This is a genomic window from Ensifer sp. LC11, from assembly GCF_001695835.1.
GTDB lineage: Bacteria > Pseudomonadota > Alphaproteobacteria > Rhizobiales > Rhizobiaceae > Ensifer.
Window position 1 is genome coordinate 280,738 of sequence record NZ_MBSO01000012.1, and the last position, 15,323, is coordinate 296,060.

General features: G+C 62.5%; 14 protein-coding genes and 1 riboswitch. Of the genes, 6 read left to right on the forward strand and 8 right to left on the reverse strand.

The window, feature by feature from the left end:
• Window positions 1-290 precede the first annotated feature (290 nt).
• The 7 genes from BBX50_RS10045 to BBX50_RS10075 form a co-directional block, all read right to left on the reverse strand.
• Complete coding sequence (locus tag BBX50_RS10045; RefSeq protein WP_065775158.1) at window positions 291-764, reverse strand: 6,7-dimethyl-8-ribityllumazine synthase; 474 nt, start codon at window positions 762-764, stop codon at window positions 291-293.
• A 91-nt stretch (window positions 765-855) separates the two neighbouring features.
• Window positions 856-1,006, reverse strand: a riboswitch (FMN riboswitch).
• Between the two features lie 145 nt (window positions 1,007-1,151).
• On the reverse strand, window positions 1,152-1,484 hold the full coding sequence (locus BBX50_RS30255; RefSeq protein WP_065775159.1) for a TfoX/Sxy family protein: 333 nt from the start codon (window positions 1,482-1,484) through the stop codon (window positions 1,152-1,154).
• Between the two features lie 115 nt (window positions 1,485-1,599).
• Window positions 1,600-2,661: an ABC transporter ATP-binding protein gene (locus BBX50_RS10055; RefSeq protein WP_065775160.1), complete on the reverse strand. Its 1,062-nt coding sequence runs from the start codon at window positions 2,659-2,661 to the stop codon at window positions 1,600-1,602.
• Between the two features lie 11 nt (window positions 2,662-2,672).
• Window positions 2,673-3,455, reverse strand: coding sequence for an ABC transporter permease (locus tag BBX50_RS10060; protein ID WP_065775161.1), 783 nt, complete (start codon window positions 3,453-3,455; stop codon window positions 2,673-2,675).
• Entirely contained in the window at window positions 3,452-4,333 is an 882-nt protein-coding gene (locus BBX50_RS10065; RefSeq protein ID WP_065775162.1) for an ABC transporter permease subunit, read from the reverse strand. The genes BBX50_RS10060 and BBX50_RS10065 overlap by 4 nt, the downstream gene beginning before the upstream one ends.
• A gap of 182 nt (window positions 4,334-4,515) precedes the next feature.
• Window positions 4,516-5,622 (reverse strand): ABC transporter substrate-binding protein, encoded by a 1,107-nt coding sequence (locus BBX50_RS10070; protein WP_065775163.1) that lies wholly within the window; start codon window positions 5,620-5,622, stop codon window positions 4,516-4,518.
• A 205-nt stretch (window positions 5,623-5,827) separates the two neighbouring features.
• Window positions 5,828-6,706, reverse strand: a complete 879-nt coding sequence (locus tag BBX50_RS10075; RefSeq protein WP_065775164.1) for a MurR/RpiR family transcriptional regulator — start codon at window positions 6,704-6,706, stop codon at window positions 5,828-5,830.
• Between the two features lie 174 nt (window positions 6,707-6,880).
• Between BBX50_RS10075 and BBX50_RS10080 the strand changes: the two genes are divergently transcribed.
• The 6 genes from BBX50_RS10080 to BBX50_RS10105 all read left to right on the forward strand — a co-directional run bounded on the left by BBX50_RS10080 (window position 6,881) and on the right by BBX50_RS10105 (window position 14,602).
• Window positions 6,881-7,654, forward strand: coding sequence for an N-formylglutamate amidohydrolase (locus tag BBX50_RS10080; RefSeq protein WP_083213638.1), 774 nt, complete (start codon window positions 6,881-6,883; stop codon window positions 7,652-7,654).
• A 113-nt stretch (window positions 7,655-7,767) separates the two neighbouring features.
• Window positions 7,768-9,315 carry an amino acid permease gene (locus BBX50_RS10085; protein WP_065775166.1) on the forward strand — a complete coding sequence of 516 codons (1,548 nt, stop codon included), beginning with the start codon at window positions 7,768-7,770 and terminating at the stop codon, window positions 9,313-9,315.
• A 188-nt stretch (window positions 9,316-9,503) separates the two neighbouring features.
• Window positions 9,504-10,868 (forward strand): glutamine synthetase family protein, encoded by a 1,365-nt coding sequence (locus tag BBX50_RS10090; protein WP_065775167.1) that lies wholly within the window; start codon window positions 9,504-9,506, stop codon window positions 10,866-10,868.
• 220 nt (window positions 10,869-11,088) lie between these two features.
• The gene (locus BBX50_RS10095) at window positions 11,089-12,474 is read left to right on the forward strand and encodes an aldehyde dehydrogenase family protein (RefSeq protein WP_065775168.1); all 1,386 of its coding nucleotides are present in this window, start codon (window positions 11,089-11,091) and stop codon (window positions 12,472-12,474) included.
• Window positions 12,471-13,616 (forward strand): iron-containing alcohol dehydrogenase, encoded by a 1,146-nt coding sequence (locus tag BBX50_RS10100; protein ID WP_065775169.1) that lies wholly within the window; start codon window positions 12,471-12,473, stop codon window positions 13,614-13,616. Before BBX50_RS10095 ends, BBX50_RS10100 begins: the two co-directional genes overlap by 4 nt.
• Before the next feature lie 239 nt (window positions 13,617-13,855).
• The gene (locus BBX50_RS10105) at window positions 13,856-14,602 is read left to right on the forward strand and encodes a ParA family protein (protein ID WP_065775170.1); all 747 of its coding nucleotides are present in this window, start codon (window positions 13,856-13,858) and stop codon (window positions 14,600-14,602) included.
• 40 nt (window positions 14,603-14,642) lie between these two features.
• Here BBX50_RS10105 and BBX50_RS10110 read toward each other — a convergent pair whose 3' ends face one another.
• Window positions 14,643-15,221, reverse strand: coding sequence for an SIS domain-containing protein (locus BBX50_RS10110; protein ID WP_083213639.1), 579 nt, complete (start codon window positions 15,219-15,221; stop codon window positions 14,643-14,645).
• Between the last annotated feature and the right edge of the window lie 102 nt (window positions 15,222-15,323).

Consider the following 15,323-nt stretch of genomic DNA (forward strand, 5'->3'; position numbering starts at 1 on the left):
GATCGAGCAGTTCTGCACATGGAGAGCGGCGGGTGCGGCTTGCCCCTCTCCGCGGGTTTAACCCGAGGACTTGCCCTCTCCCCGCAGGCGGGGAGAGGGAACGGTCGAGCCCAGCAGGCGCCAAAGAGGTGTTGCTGACGAAGGCCGTCACCTGTGGGGCGTTGAGGTGCGGACGCGAAGTGTGCAACGCGTGTCCTTCTCCCCGCATGCGGGGAGAAGGTGGCCGGCAGGCCGGATGAGGGGCAGCCGCCCCTAACGTCATCGAATGGCGCTGCCAGGCAAACGGCAGATCAGGCGTTGACCAGCGCCAGCTTGGCGCGGGCGTCCAAAATCTGGGCGCAGGCGTTGGCGGCTTCCGTGCCCTTGGTGACGAAGTGCTCGCGGAAGAAGGCGATCAGCGGTTCGCTTTCCTGGAAATTGTGCGGGGTCAGCACGGCCGAAAGCACCGGCACGTTGGTGTCGAGCTGGACGCGCATCATACCGTCGAGCACGGTGCCGGCAACGAAGTCGTGGCGGTAGATGCCGCCGTCGACGACGAAGGCGGTGCCCAGGATCGCGGCATAGCGGCCGGTCTTTGCCAGCGTCTGCGCATGCAGCGGGATTTCGAGCGCACCCGGCACGTCGAAGATCTCGACATCGGCGGCCGAACCGCCGAGCTTCGTCCATTGCGCGACAAAGGCATCGACGCAGCGGTCGACGATATCGGCGTGCCAGCGGGCACGAACGATCGCGATCTTGGCGGCGGGGTGGGAAAGAATGGTCATGGTCTCAAGCCTTTCAGGGTTTGGCGTTTCCAATGATCCCGTCGGGCGAACATGCATGCGCGCGAGGTCCCGGCGTGGGACCCACGTTGCTGCTTGCTCTCTTCCATCCGGACTGTGACCGTCGGCTCCGGAATTCGACCGGATCTGCTGACCCCTGAAGCGTGAGCTTCAAGGCGCTCGCGGGCTTCGAGGTTTCCCTCGCTACCGCCGGTGGGGAATTTCACCCCGCCCTGAGAACAACGCGACTATATAGGCCGTCCGAGCGGGGTCAAACGCACGGCGCGACGAAAAGAGAGGAAATCACGACAGATTTTTTTATCAGGCGCGGGCCCGGAACAAATCCATTCCCGCCTTCACCGGTTGCTTGTACTCGCGAGCCGTGCGCGGCTACTCGTCTTGCGCCGCCAGCGCGCGTTCGGCCCAGTGGACGAGCGCATCCCGGTCGTCGAGGCAATCGGGCGGCGCTTCGTAAAAGCGGTGCACGGTGACGGTCTTGCCGCCCTTGTCATAGGTGAAAGGCTGGCAGCCGGCGGCGGCCAGCGCCTCTCGCAGCGGCTGGTCGACCCGGAAGTAGAGCCGGTCCTTGATGCTGACGGCAAAGCGCCTGTCCGCGACCAGATAAGCCCAGCCGCCAAAGAAGCGCTCGATCTGAACGAACCCGATGTCAGCGAGCTCGTCGCGGAGGTGCAGGACGAAGGCGCTTGGCGCGGCCTTAGCCATGACGGCGAGCCCTCGCGACGTTCCTATGCCGATCGCCCATGCCATCCTCCTCCGCTTGGTTCTGCAGCCACTGCCGGAGCAGATGCGCCAGCCGCTGCCGACCGCGAGCCCGGCACTACTCGCGAATGACCAGCAGGTCCTTGGCGGCGAAGCGCAGTGTGACGTTGTCGCCGGAAACCGGCGGGGTGACGCCCGGATTGTTGAACATGTCGAAGGAGATGACATCGCCGCCGACGCGCAGCCGTGTGCGGATGACCGAGCCGAGGAAGCTCGTCGAGACGACCTCGCCTGCAAGTGCCGTATCGCCCTTTGCCCCTTCTGCAATCGAGCCTGCTTCCGGGCGCAGCGCCAGCGAGATGCTGTCGCCGCCCTTCATGCCGGCAATCGGGTCCTTCAGCGCCACCTGCTGGTTGCCGATCGTCACGGCGCCTGCGGCCGGATCCGCGACCTTGCCTTCGATGATGTTCAGCGTGCCGACGAAAGAGGCGACGAAGCGCGTCGACGGCGTGTTGTAGATCTCGAAGGGGGTGCCGATCTGGTCGGCACGGCCGGCATTCATGACGACGATGCGATCGGAGATCGACAGCGCCTCTTCCTGGTCGTGGGTGACGAAGACCGTGGTGATGCCGAGCTGCTGCTGGATCTGCCGGATTTCCTCGCGCAGCGACACGCGGATCTTGGCGTCGAGCGCCGATAGCGGCTCATCGAGCAGCAGCACCTGCGGCTTGACCGCAATGGCGCGGGCGAGCGCAACGCGCTGCTGCTGGCCGCCGGAGAGCTGGTAGGGGAAGCGGTCCGCCAGGTGCTCGAGCTTGATCAGCCCGAGCATCTGCTTCACCCTCGAGTCGATCTCCGACTTGTCGACGCCCGCGACCTTGAGGCCGAAGGCGACGTTGTCCTGCACGTTCATGTTGGGAAACAGCGCATAGGCCTGGAACACCATGCCGATGTTGCGCTGGTTGGGCTTCAGCGAATTCTGGTCGCGGCCGTTGATGACGATCTTGCCGCTGGTCGGCGTCTCGAAGCCGGCGATCATGCGAAGCACGGTCGTCTTGCCGCAGCCCGAGGGGCCAAGGAACGAGACGAACTCGCCCTTTTCGATGTCCATGTTGAAATCATGGACGACCTGAACCGGGCCGAAGGACTTCTTGATGCTGGTGAGTGAAAGAAAACTCATGGGTGCGGTCCTCAGGCCTTGGGGGGCGCGCTTTTTTGGAAGCGCGAGACGAGCTGGATGAGGCCGAGGCAGCCCCAGGTGATGCCGAAGGCGATGACGGCGAGTGCTGCAGGCTCATAGGCGCGGTTGGCGCCAAGGAGCTGCATGTACGGGCCGAAAGCCGGGCGGTTTAGAAGTGCTGCCATGGTGAATTCGCCGATGACGATGGCAAAGGTCAGGAAGGCGCCCGACAGCACCGCGACGAGCACATTTGGCAGGATGATCCTGGCGAGGATCGTCGCCCATCCGGCACCGAGGCTCTGTGCGGCTTCGGTCAGGGTGGCGACGTCAATGGTGCGAAGGCCGGTATCGACGGCGCGGTACATGTAGGGCAAAGCGAGCGTCGCATAGCCGAACATCAGGAGGATGTTGGTACCGGTCAGCGAACCCGTCAGCGGCAGCCAGCTCGAGGTGTTGTAGAGCCGGATATAGCCGAAGACGATGACGATCGCCGGAATGACCAGCGGCAGCAGCGTGATGAACTCGATATAGGGACGCAGCCGCGGCAGCTTGAGCCGAACCCAATAGGCGGTGGGCACGACGAGCAGCACGCCGAAGACAATGGTGAACAGTGCCTGCAGCACCGAATAGCTGAAGGTCTCCTGGAAACGCGGATCGGCAAAAACCTTGGCATAGGCGTCGAAGGAGTATTCGCCGCGACGCATCTTCAAGGAGAAGTTGGTCATGCCGATGAGCGGCAGGGTGAAATAGAGGAGGCCGAAAAGAAGGGCTCCCCAGGCCCAGATCTTTTTCATTTCAGCCACCTTTCGCTGCGGCCGCGCAGCCAGATATAGATCGCGTTGGCAATGCCGGTGACGACGATCATGCCGAAGGCGAGGGCGTAGCCGAGATGCGGATTGCCGAGCACGTCGCCGCGGATCTGAGCAAAGAGCAGGATCGGCACGATCGACAGCGACGAGCCGGTGAGCGCGATCGCGGTTGCAACCGCGCCGAAGGCGTTGGCGAAAAGCAGCGCCAGCGTGCCGAGCAGCGAGGGAAGCAGGATCGGGAAGGCGACCATGCGCCAGTATTGCAGGCCCGTGGCGCCGAGGATTTCGGCCGCTTCGCGCCATTCGCGCTTCAGCCCGTCGAGCGCCGGCGTGATGATCAGGATCATCAGCGGGATCTGGAAGAAGAGATAGGTGACTGTCAGCCCCCAGAAGGACAGGAGGTTGAAGCCGAGCATCCGGAGGTCGAGACCGAAATTCGAACGCAGGAAGACGGTGACGATGCCAACGGGCCCAAGGGTCGCGAGGAAGGCGAAGGCGAGCGGCACGCCGGCAAAGTTGGAGGCAACGCCGGAAAAGGTCAGGAGGGGTCCGCGGATCCCCTTCGGCAAGCCGCCGAAGACGATGGCAGCCGCCATGGCAAAGCCGATCAGGCAGCCGAGAAGCGCCGAGGCGATGCTGATCTTGATGGAGATCCAGTAGGCCGCCAGGATCGAGGGTGTGAACAGGCCTCGGATATTCTCGAACGTGAGGCTGCCGTCCGGTGTCTGAAAAGCACCGACCACGATCTTCATCGTCGGCAATATCAGAAACAGCGTCACGAACGCGGCAAAAGGCAGGATGCCCAGCCAGTGCAGCGGTAGGCGACGCGCCGGCGGGCTACCGTCGGGTTTAGCAGATGACATTCCGTTCGCCCCTGAAGCCGCGTTGTCGACGCGGACGTTTATTGATTCTTGCAAGTCAGAGCGGGATGCGGCGGAAACCCGCGCACACTTTCCTCATCCCACTCCAAAGAATTGAATTTCTTACGAATAACGTATGCGCCCCGGCCGGAAAACCGGTCGGGGCGACATGGTTGTGGAAAGGCTTACTGGACGTTCGCGCCGACGACGGAATCCCAGCCGCCGGTGACGGCAGCCTTGTTGGCTTCAAGCTCTTCGATCGTCGGGAAGTAGGCCTTTTCGTAAGACGCAGCCGGCGGCAGGGCATCGATCAGATCCTGCGGAACCTTGCCGGCCTTGACCATGGCGTTGAAACGCACCGGGTGGCAGAAGCCCTTCAGCCAGCCGAGCTGACCTTCGTCGGAATAGAGGTGCTCCATCCAGAGCTTCGCTGCATTCGGGTGCGGCGCGTAGGCCGAGATGCCCTGAACGTAAACGCCGGCGAGGACGTTGCTTGCCGGAACGACGACTTCGGTCGGTGGGTTGCCGGCAAGGGTCTTCGCCCAGCCGAGCGCGTTGTAGTCCCAGGCAACGATGATCGGGGTCGAGCCCTGGGCGAGCGTACCGGACTTGCCGATAACCGGAACGAAGTTGCCGGCCTTGTTCAGTTCGGCGAAATAGCCGAGGCCAGCTTCACCGGCTTCCTTGCCCGACTTCGCACCCTTGGCGAGGCCGGCTGCGAGAACGCCGAGGATCGCCTGGCTCGAGGCGCGCGGATCGCCGGCAAGAGCGACCTGACCGGCATATTCCGGCTTCAAGAGGTCAGCCCAGTCCTTCGGAGCGTTCTGGACCAGGTCCTTGTTCACGAGGAAGGACATGACGCCGTAGTAGTCGCCGTACCAGTGGCCGTCGGCATCCTTGAGGTTCTCCGGGATCTCGTCCCAGGTCGAAACCTTGTAAGGCATGAGCAGACCTTCAGCCTTCATGGACGGACCGAAGGAGAGACCGACGTCGACGACGTCCGGAGCCTGCGGGCCCTTGTTGTCCTTGTTGGCCTTGACGGCTTCGACTTCGTCAGCGGAGCCGGCATCCGGGTTCAGTTCGTTGACCTGGATTTCCGGATACTTGGCCTTGAAGGAGGCGATGACGTCGCCATAACCGCACCAGTCGTGGGGCAGGGCGATCGTGGTCAGCATGCCTTCCTTCTTGGCGGCTTCGATGAGCTCTGCGCTCGGCTCGGCAGCGGCGATCGCCGTGGTTGCCAGGAATACGGCGGTGGAGAGCGAAAGCAGGCGATGGGTTTTTGAAATCACTGGTGTTCTCCTTATGGGTTTAGTCAAATTCGTGGGGTTTTCAGTCTGTTTCGGCTAGGCTGTTAAAGAGATGCGATGAAAGTAATGTGACAGCTGTTTATCCGTTCGCGCCGCGTATGTCGTTGGAAGAACATTTCTTTTTCCGGCGGAGTGGCTCACTGTCGCATAGCTGTGTGAATTTCCGTGAACGGGCTGGCGACCTCTCCTAGACGGGTTTGCGAAAGATGCGGGTGGAATCGAAAAGTCCCTCGAGCGTCTTCATCCGATCCCGGGTTTCGTCCCAGTTCGAGCTCTGCACGGCCTCGATCAGCGCCTCGATCAAAAACAGGATCACCACCGAGCTGTCCCAGGCCGACGGCACTTCGATCTGCGACCGGAAGACCCTGGAGGCGGACTTTGCGACCGGCGAACTCCAGCGGTCTGTGAACAGGATGATCTCGACACCGCGCTCCCGGACGGACTTGGCGAGCGTCACCATCTCCTGCTCGTAGCGGCGGATGTCGAAGAGAATCAGCACGTCGCCCTGGCGCATGTCGAGCACATAGTGCGGCCAGGCGCTGGCATTGGAGGCGATTTCGGTGACGCCCGGCCGGATGACCTGGAGATGGGTGAAGAGATAATCGGCAAGGGCGTGCGTGATGCGGCCGCCGAGCAGATAGATGTTGCGCTTGCGGTCGGCGATGAGGGCTGCCGCTTCGTCGAATTCCTGCGGCTCGATCTGCGTCAGCGTCTCGCGCAGGTTGCTGGTGATCGCATCGGCGAAGCGGTTGAGCGTATGGGTGCCCGGCGCGTTGGCGGCCCAGCGGTCATGCTTGGTGATCGGATTGGAGATCGTCGCTTCCAGCTCCTGGTGGAGCCGCGCCTGGAAATCCGGAAAACCGCGGAAGCCGAGCTTTTGCACCATGCGGGCGACGGTCGGCGTCGAAACGCCGGCGTTCTCGGCGACCGTGGTGATCGAACCAAGCCCCGATACGGGATAATTGTCGAGAAGTGTCTCCGCCAGCTGCTTCTCCGCGCGCGTCAGCGCGGTGAAATGGGCAGTGATCACGTCCGACACCGTCGTGGATGTCGCCTTGCTGCTCAAACTGTCTCCCCTGAACCGATCTAGAGCCGGTTTGTGACAGATTAAACATCGCTGTCACAATTGGAGTCAATCGCAATTTTGAAGAGATCGTTTCAGATTTTGATTGACACTCGCCATTCTCTGAAGAATTCTTTTCATTAACGAACGTCTAACGGGGCAGAGGGGATGCCGGTGTTGACGCGACTTTTGACCGAAGCAGATGGCGATCCGGTAGCGATCGAAAACGCCTCAGGCAAGGGCGATATCGTGCTCGTCTGCGAGCATGCCTCGCGCCGGGTTCCGGAGCGGCTCGGTACGCTCGGGCTTACCGCGCAGGCGCTTGAAAGCCATATCGCCTGGGATCCGGGTGCGCTTGCGGTTGCAAAGCTCCTTGCGACTAAGCTCGATGCGGCGCTGATCTATCAACGCTTCTCGCGCCTCGCCTATGACTGCAACCGTCCGCCGGAAGCGGATGCGGCCATGCCTGCGGTCAGCGAGGTCTATGAGATCCCGGGGAACCGCACGATGTCTGCCGACGAGCGCCAGGCGCGGGTCGACGAGATCTACCGGCCGTTCCACGATGCGGTCGCCCGCTTCGTCTCGGAGCGCAAGGCCGGCGGAAGGCCGCCGGTTCTCGTCACCATGCACAGCTTCACGCCTGTTTATTTCGGCAAGCCGCGGGCGGTCGAGGTCGGCGTCCTGCATGACGCCGACAGCCGCCTTGCCGACCATATGCTTGTCGCGGCGACCAAGGGGCAGGTCGCCTACGATATCCGCCGCAACGAGCCCTATGGGCCGGCCGACGGCGTTACCCATAGCCTGATCGAATACGGCGTCCTCAACGGACTGCCGAACGTGATGATCGAGATCCGCAACGATCTCATTCGCAATGACATCGGCCAAAGGGTCATGGCCGATTACCTGGAAGGGTTGCTTCGCCGGGGCGCAGCGGCACTTTCAGCACAATAAAAGACCCTGGGGAGCGGCCTAGCCGCGGTCCTGTTCCGGCCAGCCGGAGCGGGTGGTTGATGGGACCCTGCCGCAATGGGGCGGTGTGGTCTGAAGAAATCAGGGGAAGAAAAATGTCAGACTACAGCGATTTGGACAAAAAGCAGGACATGAGTGTCTTGCACTCGATGGGCTACGCCCAGGAGCTCGAGCGGCGCATGAGCCAGTTCTCGAACTTCGCGGTGTCGTTCTCGATCATCTGCATTCTTTCGGGCGGCATCAACTCGCTCGCCCAGGCGACGGCCGGCGCAGGGGGCGCCGCGATCGGCATCGGCTGGCCGCTCGGTTGCTTCATTTCCCTGGTCTTCGCCGTCGCCATGGCACAGATCAGCTCGGCCTATCCGACGGCGGGCGGCCTCTATCACTGGGGCTCGATCCTCGGCAACCGCTTTACCGGCTGGCTGACGGCCTGGTTCAACCTGCTTGGCCTCGTCACGGTTCTCGGCGCCATCAACGTTGGCACCTATTACTTCTTCATGGGTTCCTTCGGCACACCCTATTTCGGGCTGGCGGACACGACGCTGACGCGCATCGTCTTCCTGGTGATCATCACCGGCGGCCAGGCGCTGGTGAACCACATGGGTATCGGTTTGACTGCCAGGCTCACCGACTTCTCCGGTTACCTGATCTTCGCGACGGCGATCCTGCTCGCGGTCGTTTGCTTGGCGGCTGCCGACAGCTACGACATCGCCCGTCTCTTCACCTTCTCCAACTATTCCGGTGAAGCAGGCGGCAATGTCTGGCCTGCGACTTCGGGCACCTGGGTTTTCCTGCTCGGCCTGCTTCTGCCGATCTACACGATTACCGGCTACGACGCCTCGGCGCATACCTCGGAAGAAACGGTGAAGGCCGCTCATTCCGTGCCGCGTGGCATGGTCTCCTCGGTGCTCTGGTCGGCGCTGTTCGGCTACATCATGCTGTGCTCGTTCGTGCTGATGATCCCGAACATGGACGAAGCCGCCAAGCAAGGCTGGAACGTGTTCTTCTGGTCGATGGATGCGCAGGTACACCCCATCATCAAGGACATCCTCTATCTCGCCATCCTCGTCAGCCAATGGCTGTGCGGCCTGGCGACGGTGACCTCGGTGTCGCGCATGATCTTCGCCTTCTCGCGTGACGGCGGCCTGCCGGCCTCCAAGGCGCTTGCCAAGGTGAGCCCCACCTACCGCACCCCGGTTGCCGCAATCTGGGTCGGCTCGATCCTCTCGGTCCTGTTCGTCTGGGGTTCGTCGCTGGTCTCGATCGGTGAAACGCCGGTTTATACGATCGTCGTTTCGTGCACGGTCATCTTCCTGTTCTTCTCCTTCGCGATCCCGATAACGCTCGGCCTCTTCGCCTGGGGAACCTCGAAGTGGGACAAGATGGGTCCGTGGAACCTCGGCGAGAGCATGTTCAAGCTCTTTGCCGTTCTCTCGATCGTCGCCATGGTGCTGATCTTTGTCCTCGGCGTGCAGCCGCCGAACGACTGGGCGCTCTACATCACCGTGGGCTTCCTGGTGCTGACCGGTGCGGTCTGGTTCGGCTTTGAGAGCCGCCGCTTCCGCGGCCCGCCGATCGGTGACGAAGTGGCCCGCCGCCAGGCTGAAATCGCTGCTGCGGAAAAGGCAGTAGGCCAGATCTAACCGAGACCAAAAGGCGGAAGCGCGACCGCGACTTCCGCCTTTTCTTTTGTGGGAACGGGATGAACAAACCTGTGCGCGGATCTCCACGCGCATCCCGCTCCGATCACCTGAACGGATCACGTTCACGCGGCCCAATAATATCGTGACCCAAGGGAACGGCCGCGTGACCAAACATGGGATGGAAGTTGATGAGCTATACGTTTGATGAGTTGAAGGAAGACGTCGCCGCCGGGCGCATCGATACGGTTCTGGCCTGCCAGGTGGATATGCAGGGCCGACTGATGGGCAAGCGCTTCCATGCGCAGTTCTTCGTCGACGGCGCCTGGAAGGAAACGCATAGCTGCAACTACCTGCTGGCGACCGACATGGAGATGGAAACCGTTCCCGGCTACAAGGCGACGAGCTGGGAAAAGGGCTACGGCGACTATACGATGAAGCCTGACCTTTCGACGCTGCGTCGCATACCCTGGCTCGAAGGCACCGCACTCGTGCTCTGCGACATGCTCGACCATCACACCCATGAGGAAGTGCCGCATTCGCCGCGCGCCATCCTGAAGAAGCAGGTGGCGCGGCTCGAGAAGATGGGGCTCAAGGCCTATATGGCGAGCGAGCTCGAATTCTTCCTGTTCGACCAGTCCTATGACGATGCCCGCCAGTCCGGCTATCGCGACCTGCAACTCGTCAGTGGTTACAATGAGGACTACCACATCTTCCAGACGACCAAGGAAGAGGACGTGATGCGGGCGATCCGCAACGGCCTGCAGGGCGCCGACATTCCGGTCGAGAATTCCAAGGGCGAGGCGTCGGCCGGCCAGGAAGAGATCAACGTGCGTTATGCCGACGCGCTGACGATGGCCGACCGGCATGCGATCATCAAGAACGGCTGCAAGGAAATCGCCTGGTCGCGCGGCAAGGCCATCACCTTCCTCGCCAAGTGGAACTATCAGGCCGCAGGATCCTCCTCGCATATCCACCAGTCGCTCTGGAGCGCTGACGGCAAGTCGTCGAAATTCTACGACGAGAGCGGCAAATACGGCATGTCGGAGATGATGCGCCACTATGTGGCGGGCCTTCTCACCCACGCGAGCGAGATCACTTATTTCCTCGCACCCTACATCAACTCCTATAAGCGCTTCATGGCCGGCACCTTCGCGCCGACCAAGGCTGTGTGGAGCAAGGACAACCGCACCGCCGGTTATCGCCTGTGCGGCGAGGACACCAAGGCGATCCGCATCGAGTGCCGCGTCGGCGGCTCCGATCTCAATCCCTATCTCGCCTTTGCCGCTTTGATCGCCGCCGGTCTTTCCGGTATCGAGAACAGACTGGAACTGGAAGCGCCCTTCGTCGGCGACGCCTATGGCGGCAAGGATGTGCGCGAGATCCCGCGTACGCTGCGCGATGCGACGGCGGCGCTCACCGAATCCAAGATGCTGCGCGCCGCCTTCGGTGACGAGGTCATCGAGCATTACGCACGGGCCGGGCGCTGGGAGCAGGAAGAATACGACCGGCGCGTCACCGACTGGGAGGTCGCGCGCGGCTTCGAAAGAGCGTAAGCAGGGCCCGGGATTTGCCCCTCTCCTCGGGTTTAACCCGAGGACTAACCCTCTCCCCGCCTGCGGGGAGAGGGGACTTGCCCAGCAAAGGGTTTGGCTGGGAGAAACGGTGCGGCATATTCCTTCGCCCCGCTGGCGGGGAGAAGGTGGCCGGCAGGCCGGATGAGGGGCGGCCGCAGCACCGAACGAGAATTCTGATGGAACAAACAGGAAAACGATCATGAGCATGATCAAGTGCATTTCGCCGGTTAACGGTGAGGTCTACGCAGAACGCCCGGCCATGCCGCTGGAGCTGGCAAAGCAGGTGGTTTCGCGCGCCCGGCAGGCGCAAAAGGCTTGGGCGCGCCACCCGCTCGACGAGCGCGTCAACCTGGTCCTGTCCGGTGTCGCTCGGCTGAACGAGATGGTCGACGAGGTGGTGCCGGAGATTGCCTGGCAGATGGGCCGGCCGGTGCGTTACGGCGGCGAGTTCAAGGGTTTCAACGAACGCTCGAACTATGTTGCAACGATTGCTGCCGATGCGCTGAAGCCGCTGGTGATCGAAGAAAGCGACCGCTTCGAGCGCCGCATCGCCCGCGAGCCGCATGGCGTCGTCTTCGTCGTGGCACCTTGGAACTACCCGTACATGACGGCGATCAACACGGTGGCTCCGGCGCTGATGGCCGGCAACACCGTCATCATCAAGCATGCGAGCCAGACGATCCTCGTCGGCGAGCGCATGGTGCGCGCTTTCGTCGAAGCCGGCGTTCCCGCCGACGTCTTCCAGAACATCTTCCTCGACCATGAAACGACGGCAGCGCTGATCGCCGCCAAGAGCTTCGACTTCGTCAACTTCACCGGCTCGGTCGAGGGCGGACGGTCGATCGAGCGCGCGGCTGCCGGCACCTTTACCGGCCTCGGGCTCGAGCTTGGCGGTAAGGATCCGGGCTACGTCATGGAGGATGCGGACCTCGACGCGGCCGTCGACACACTGATGGACGGCGCGACCTACAATTCCGGCCAGTGCTGCTGCGGCATCGAGCGCATCTACGTGCATGAGACGCTCTATGACGCCTTCGTCGAGAAGTCGGTCGCCTGGGTTTCCAACTACAAGCTCGGCAATCCGCTCGATCCGGAAACGACACTGGGGCCGATGGCCAACAAGCGCTTCGCCGCGACCGTGCGCGAGCAGATCGCCGATGCCGTCTCGAAAGGTGCCAAGGCACTGATCGATCCGAAACTGTTCCCGCAGGATGATGGCGGCGCCTATCTCGCGCCGCAGATCCTGACCAATGTCGACCATTCCATGGCCTTCATGCGCGAGGAAACCTTCGGGCCGGCCGTCGGCATCATGAAGGTCAAGAGCGACAGCCAGGCGATCGAGCTGATGAACGACAGTCAGTACGGCCTGACGGCATCGCTCTGGACCAGGGATGCCGAGCGTGCCGCCCGCATCGGCGCCGACATCGAGACCGGCACGGTGTTCATGAACCGCGCCGACTATCTCGACCCGGCGCTTTGCTGGACCGGCGTCAAGGAAACCGGCCGCGGCGGCTCGCTGTCGGTCATCGGCTTCCAGAACCTCACCCGTCCGAAATCCTACCATCTGAAGAAAGTCACCGCATGACCATCACCGCCAACTGGAGCTATCCGACCGCCATCAAGTTCGGTGCCGGCCGGATCAAGGAGCTTGCCGACCATTGCAAGGCGGCCGGCATGAAGAAGCCGCTTCTGATCACCGACCGGGGCCTGGCGCCGATGGCGATCACGCAGAACGCGCTCGACATTCTCTCAGCCGCCGGTCTCGGCCGGGCGATCTTCGCTGACGTCGATCCGAACCCGAACGATGTCAATCTGGCGGCGGGTGTCAAGGCGTTCAAGGATGGCGGCCATGACGGCGTCGTCGCCTTCGGCGGCGGCTCGGGTCTCGACCTCGGCAAGTGCGTTGCCTTCATGGCCGGCCAGAGCCGCCCGGTCTGGGACTTCGAGGATATCGGCGACTGGTGGACGCGCGCGAGCGTCGAGGGCATCGCGCCGATCGTCGCCGTGCCGACGACAGCAGGCACGGGCTCGGAAGTCGGCCGCGCCAGCGTCATCACGAACTCGGCAAGCCACGTGAAGAAGGTAATCTTCCATCCGAAGTTTCTGCCGGCAGTGACGATCTGCGATCCGGAACTGACGGTCGGCATGCCGAAGGTGATCACCGCCGGTACCGGCATGGACGCCTTTGCCCATTGCCTGGAAGCCTATTCCTCGCCCTTCTACCACCCGATGTCGGCCGGCATCGCGCTCGAAGGCATGCGGCTGGTGAAAGAGTATCTGCCGCGCGCCTACAAGGACGGCGCCGACATCGAGGCCCGCGCCAACATGATGAGTGCGGCTGCGATGGGGGCCGTCGCCTTCCAGAAGGGGCTGGGCGCCATCCACTCGCTGTCGCATCCGGTGGGCGCGATCTACAACACCCATCACGGCATGACCAACGCGGTGGTGATGCCGCCGGTCTTACGCTTCAACCGCCCAGCGATCGAGGACAAGATCGTGCGCGCTGCCGCCTATCTCGGCATTTCCGGCGGCTTCGATGGCTTCTACGACTACGTGCTGAAGCTGCGCGAGGAACTCGGCGTTCCGGACAAGCTTTCAGCACTTGGCGTTGGCACCGACCGCATCGACGAGATGTCCGAGATGGCGATCGTCGATCCGACCGCCGGCGGCAACCCGGTCGAACTGACGCTCGACGCCGCAAAGAAGCTCTTCCGCGAGTGCATCTAAACGATTGCCGGCGCCTTTGCCCCCGGCAAAGGCGTCGGCCATTCGGTTTAGCTAACCCGAAATACCATTTGCCATTGCGGCCGATCTGTCACCTAATTGTCATCGAACTGTCACGTTTCGGGCCCAGCGGGGCGTTTCCTTTACGCTTTGTTTACCGCAGTCTGGAATGCTTGATTTAGGGTGTGCGTATGTACGGGCTCGGGCAATGTCCGGCCCCCGCGCTGAGTTAGGGTCGACCGATGGCGATTGTTTCCCTCGCGAATGCGAAGGGGGGAGCCGGCAAGACAACGGCAGCCTTGCTGCTTGCCTGTGAATTCGCCCGGCGTGGCGATCGCGTGGCGGTTCTCGATTGCGATCCGCTTGCCTGCATGACCGACTGGTTCCGCCACGGCCGCAATGACGACCGCCTCTCCATTACCTCCGGGGTGACCACCAGCACGCTCAGCGATCATCTGCGACGGCTGCGCGGCCAGGTCGAGCATGTGGTCATCGACCTCTCCGGTGCGGCCGATGTGCTCGTAGCGCTGGCGATCGGGCTTTCCGACCTGACGCTGATCCCGGTGCAGGGCTGCGTCATGGATGCGCGCGGCGCCATCCAGGTGCTGGAGCTGATCCGCTACATCGAGAACAATGCGCGCGCCGATATCAATCACGCTGTGCTCTTGACGCGGGTCAACCCGATCGTGACGACGCGGGCCATGCGCACCGTCAAGCTGCTGCTCGCCGAGAGCCGCATCCGGCTTGTCGATACCCCGCTTGTCGAGCGGACGGCCTTCCGCGAACTGTTCGAGCAGGGCGATACGCTCTATTCGCTCGATGCGAACCGGGTCAGCAACCTTGCCAAGGCGCAGGTGAATGCACAGGCGTTTGCGAATGACGTGCTGAGGCTGCTCAGCCCGACAGGCGAGGCCGTGCGGCACGGGCCGTTCTCGTCGATGTGCTATCGCGCCGGCAGGACGGTCGAGCCGGTTCCCGTCCGGGTGTGACACTTTCTCGCCGTCCGCGCAAATCTCCGCGGTTGTCGCGCTACACGTTGTCGAGACGGGCCAGCCGCCCCAGGTAGCCGCCATGATGGCGCGCTCCATACTCGCTTCGGGTAAAACCTCTGGCTTCCATGACGGCCATCGCAATGGCGTCGCTGACCGCCAACATGACCGCGATGCTGGAGGTGGGCGTCATGCCGATCGGACATCCCGCCTCTTCGACGTCTCCCATGTTGATGATGATGTCGCAGCTCTCACGCAGAAGGGAGTCCGGATGCGAGGTTACGCCGATATGCTTCGTGACCCCGAGGTGGGTCGAAAGCTCGATGATCTCCAGCACCTCGCGTGACTTGCCGCTGGTGGAGAACGCGATCATCACGTCGTTCTTGCCGACCACGCCAAGATCGCCGTGTGCCGCTTCTGCCGGATGCAGGTACACTGCCGGCGTACCCGTCGAACACAAGGTCGCAGCAAACTTGTTGGCGATGTGGCCGGCCTTGCCGATGCCGGTGGTGAGCACTTTTCCCTGGCATTCCAGGATGACGCGGGCAGCCTGCTCAAAATGCTCATCGATCGCGACCGCAAGGATTGCTGAAGCCTCGGCCTCGAGAACCTGTCGCATACGTTGCCTGATATCCACCGACATAGCCTTTCGCACGGAAATGAATGGAGGAGCCGCCACAAGGAGGGCGCCAAGCTTCCATACAACCTTTCTTTGCAAGAA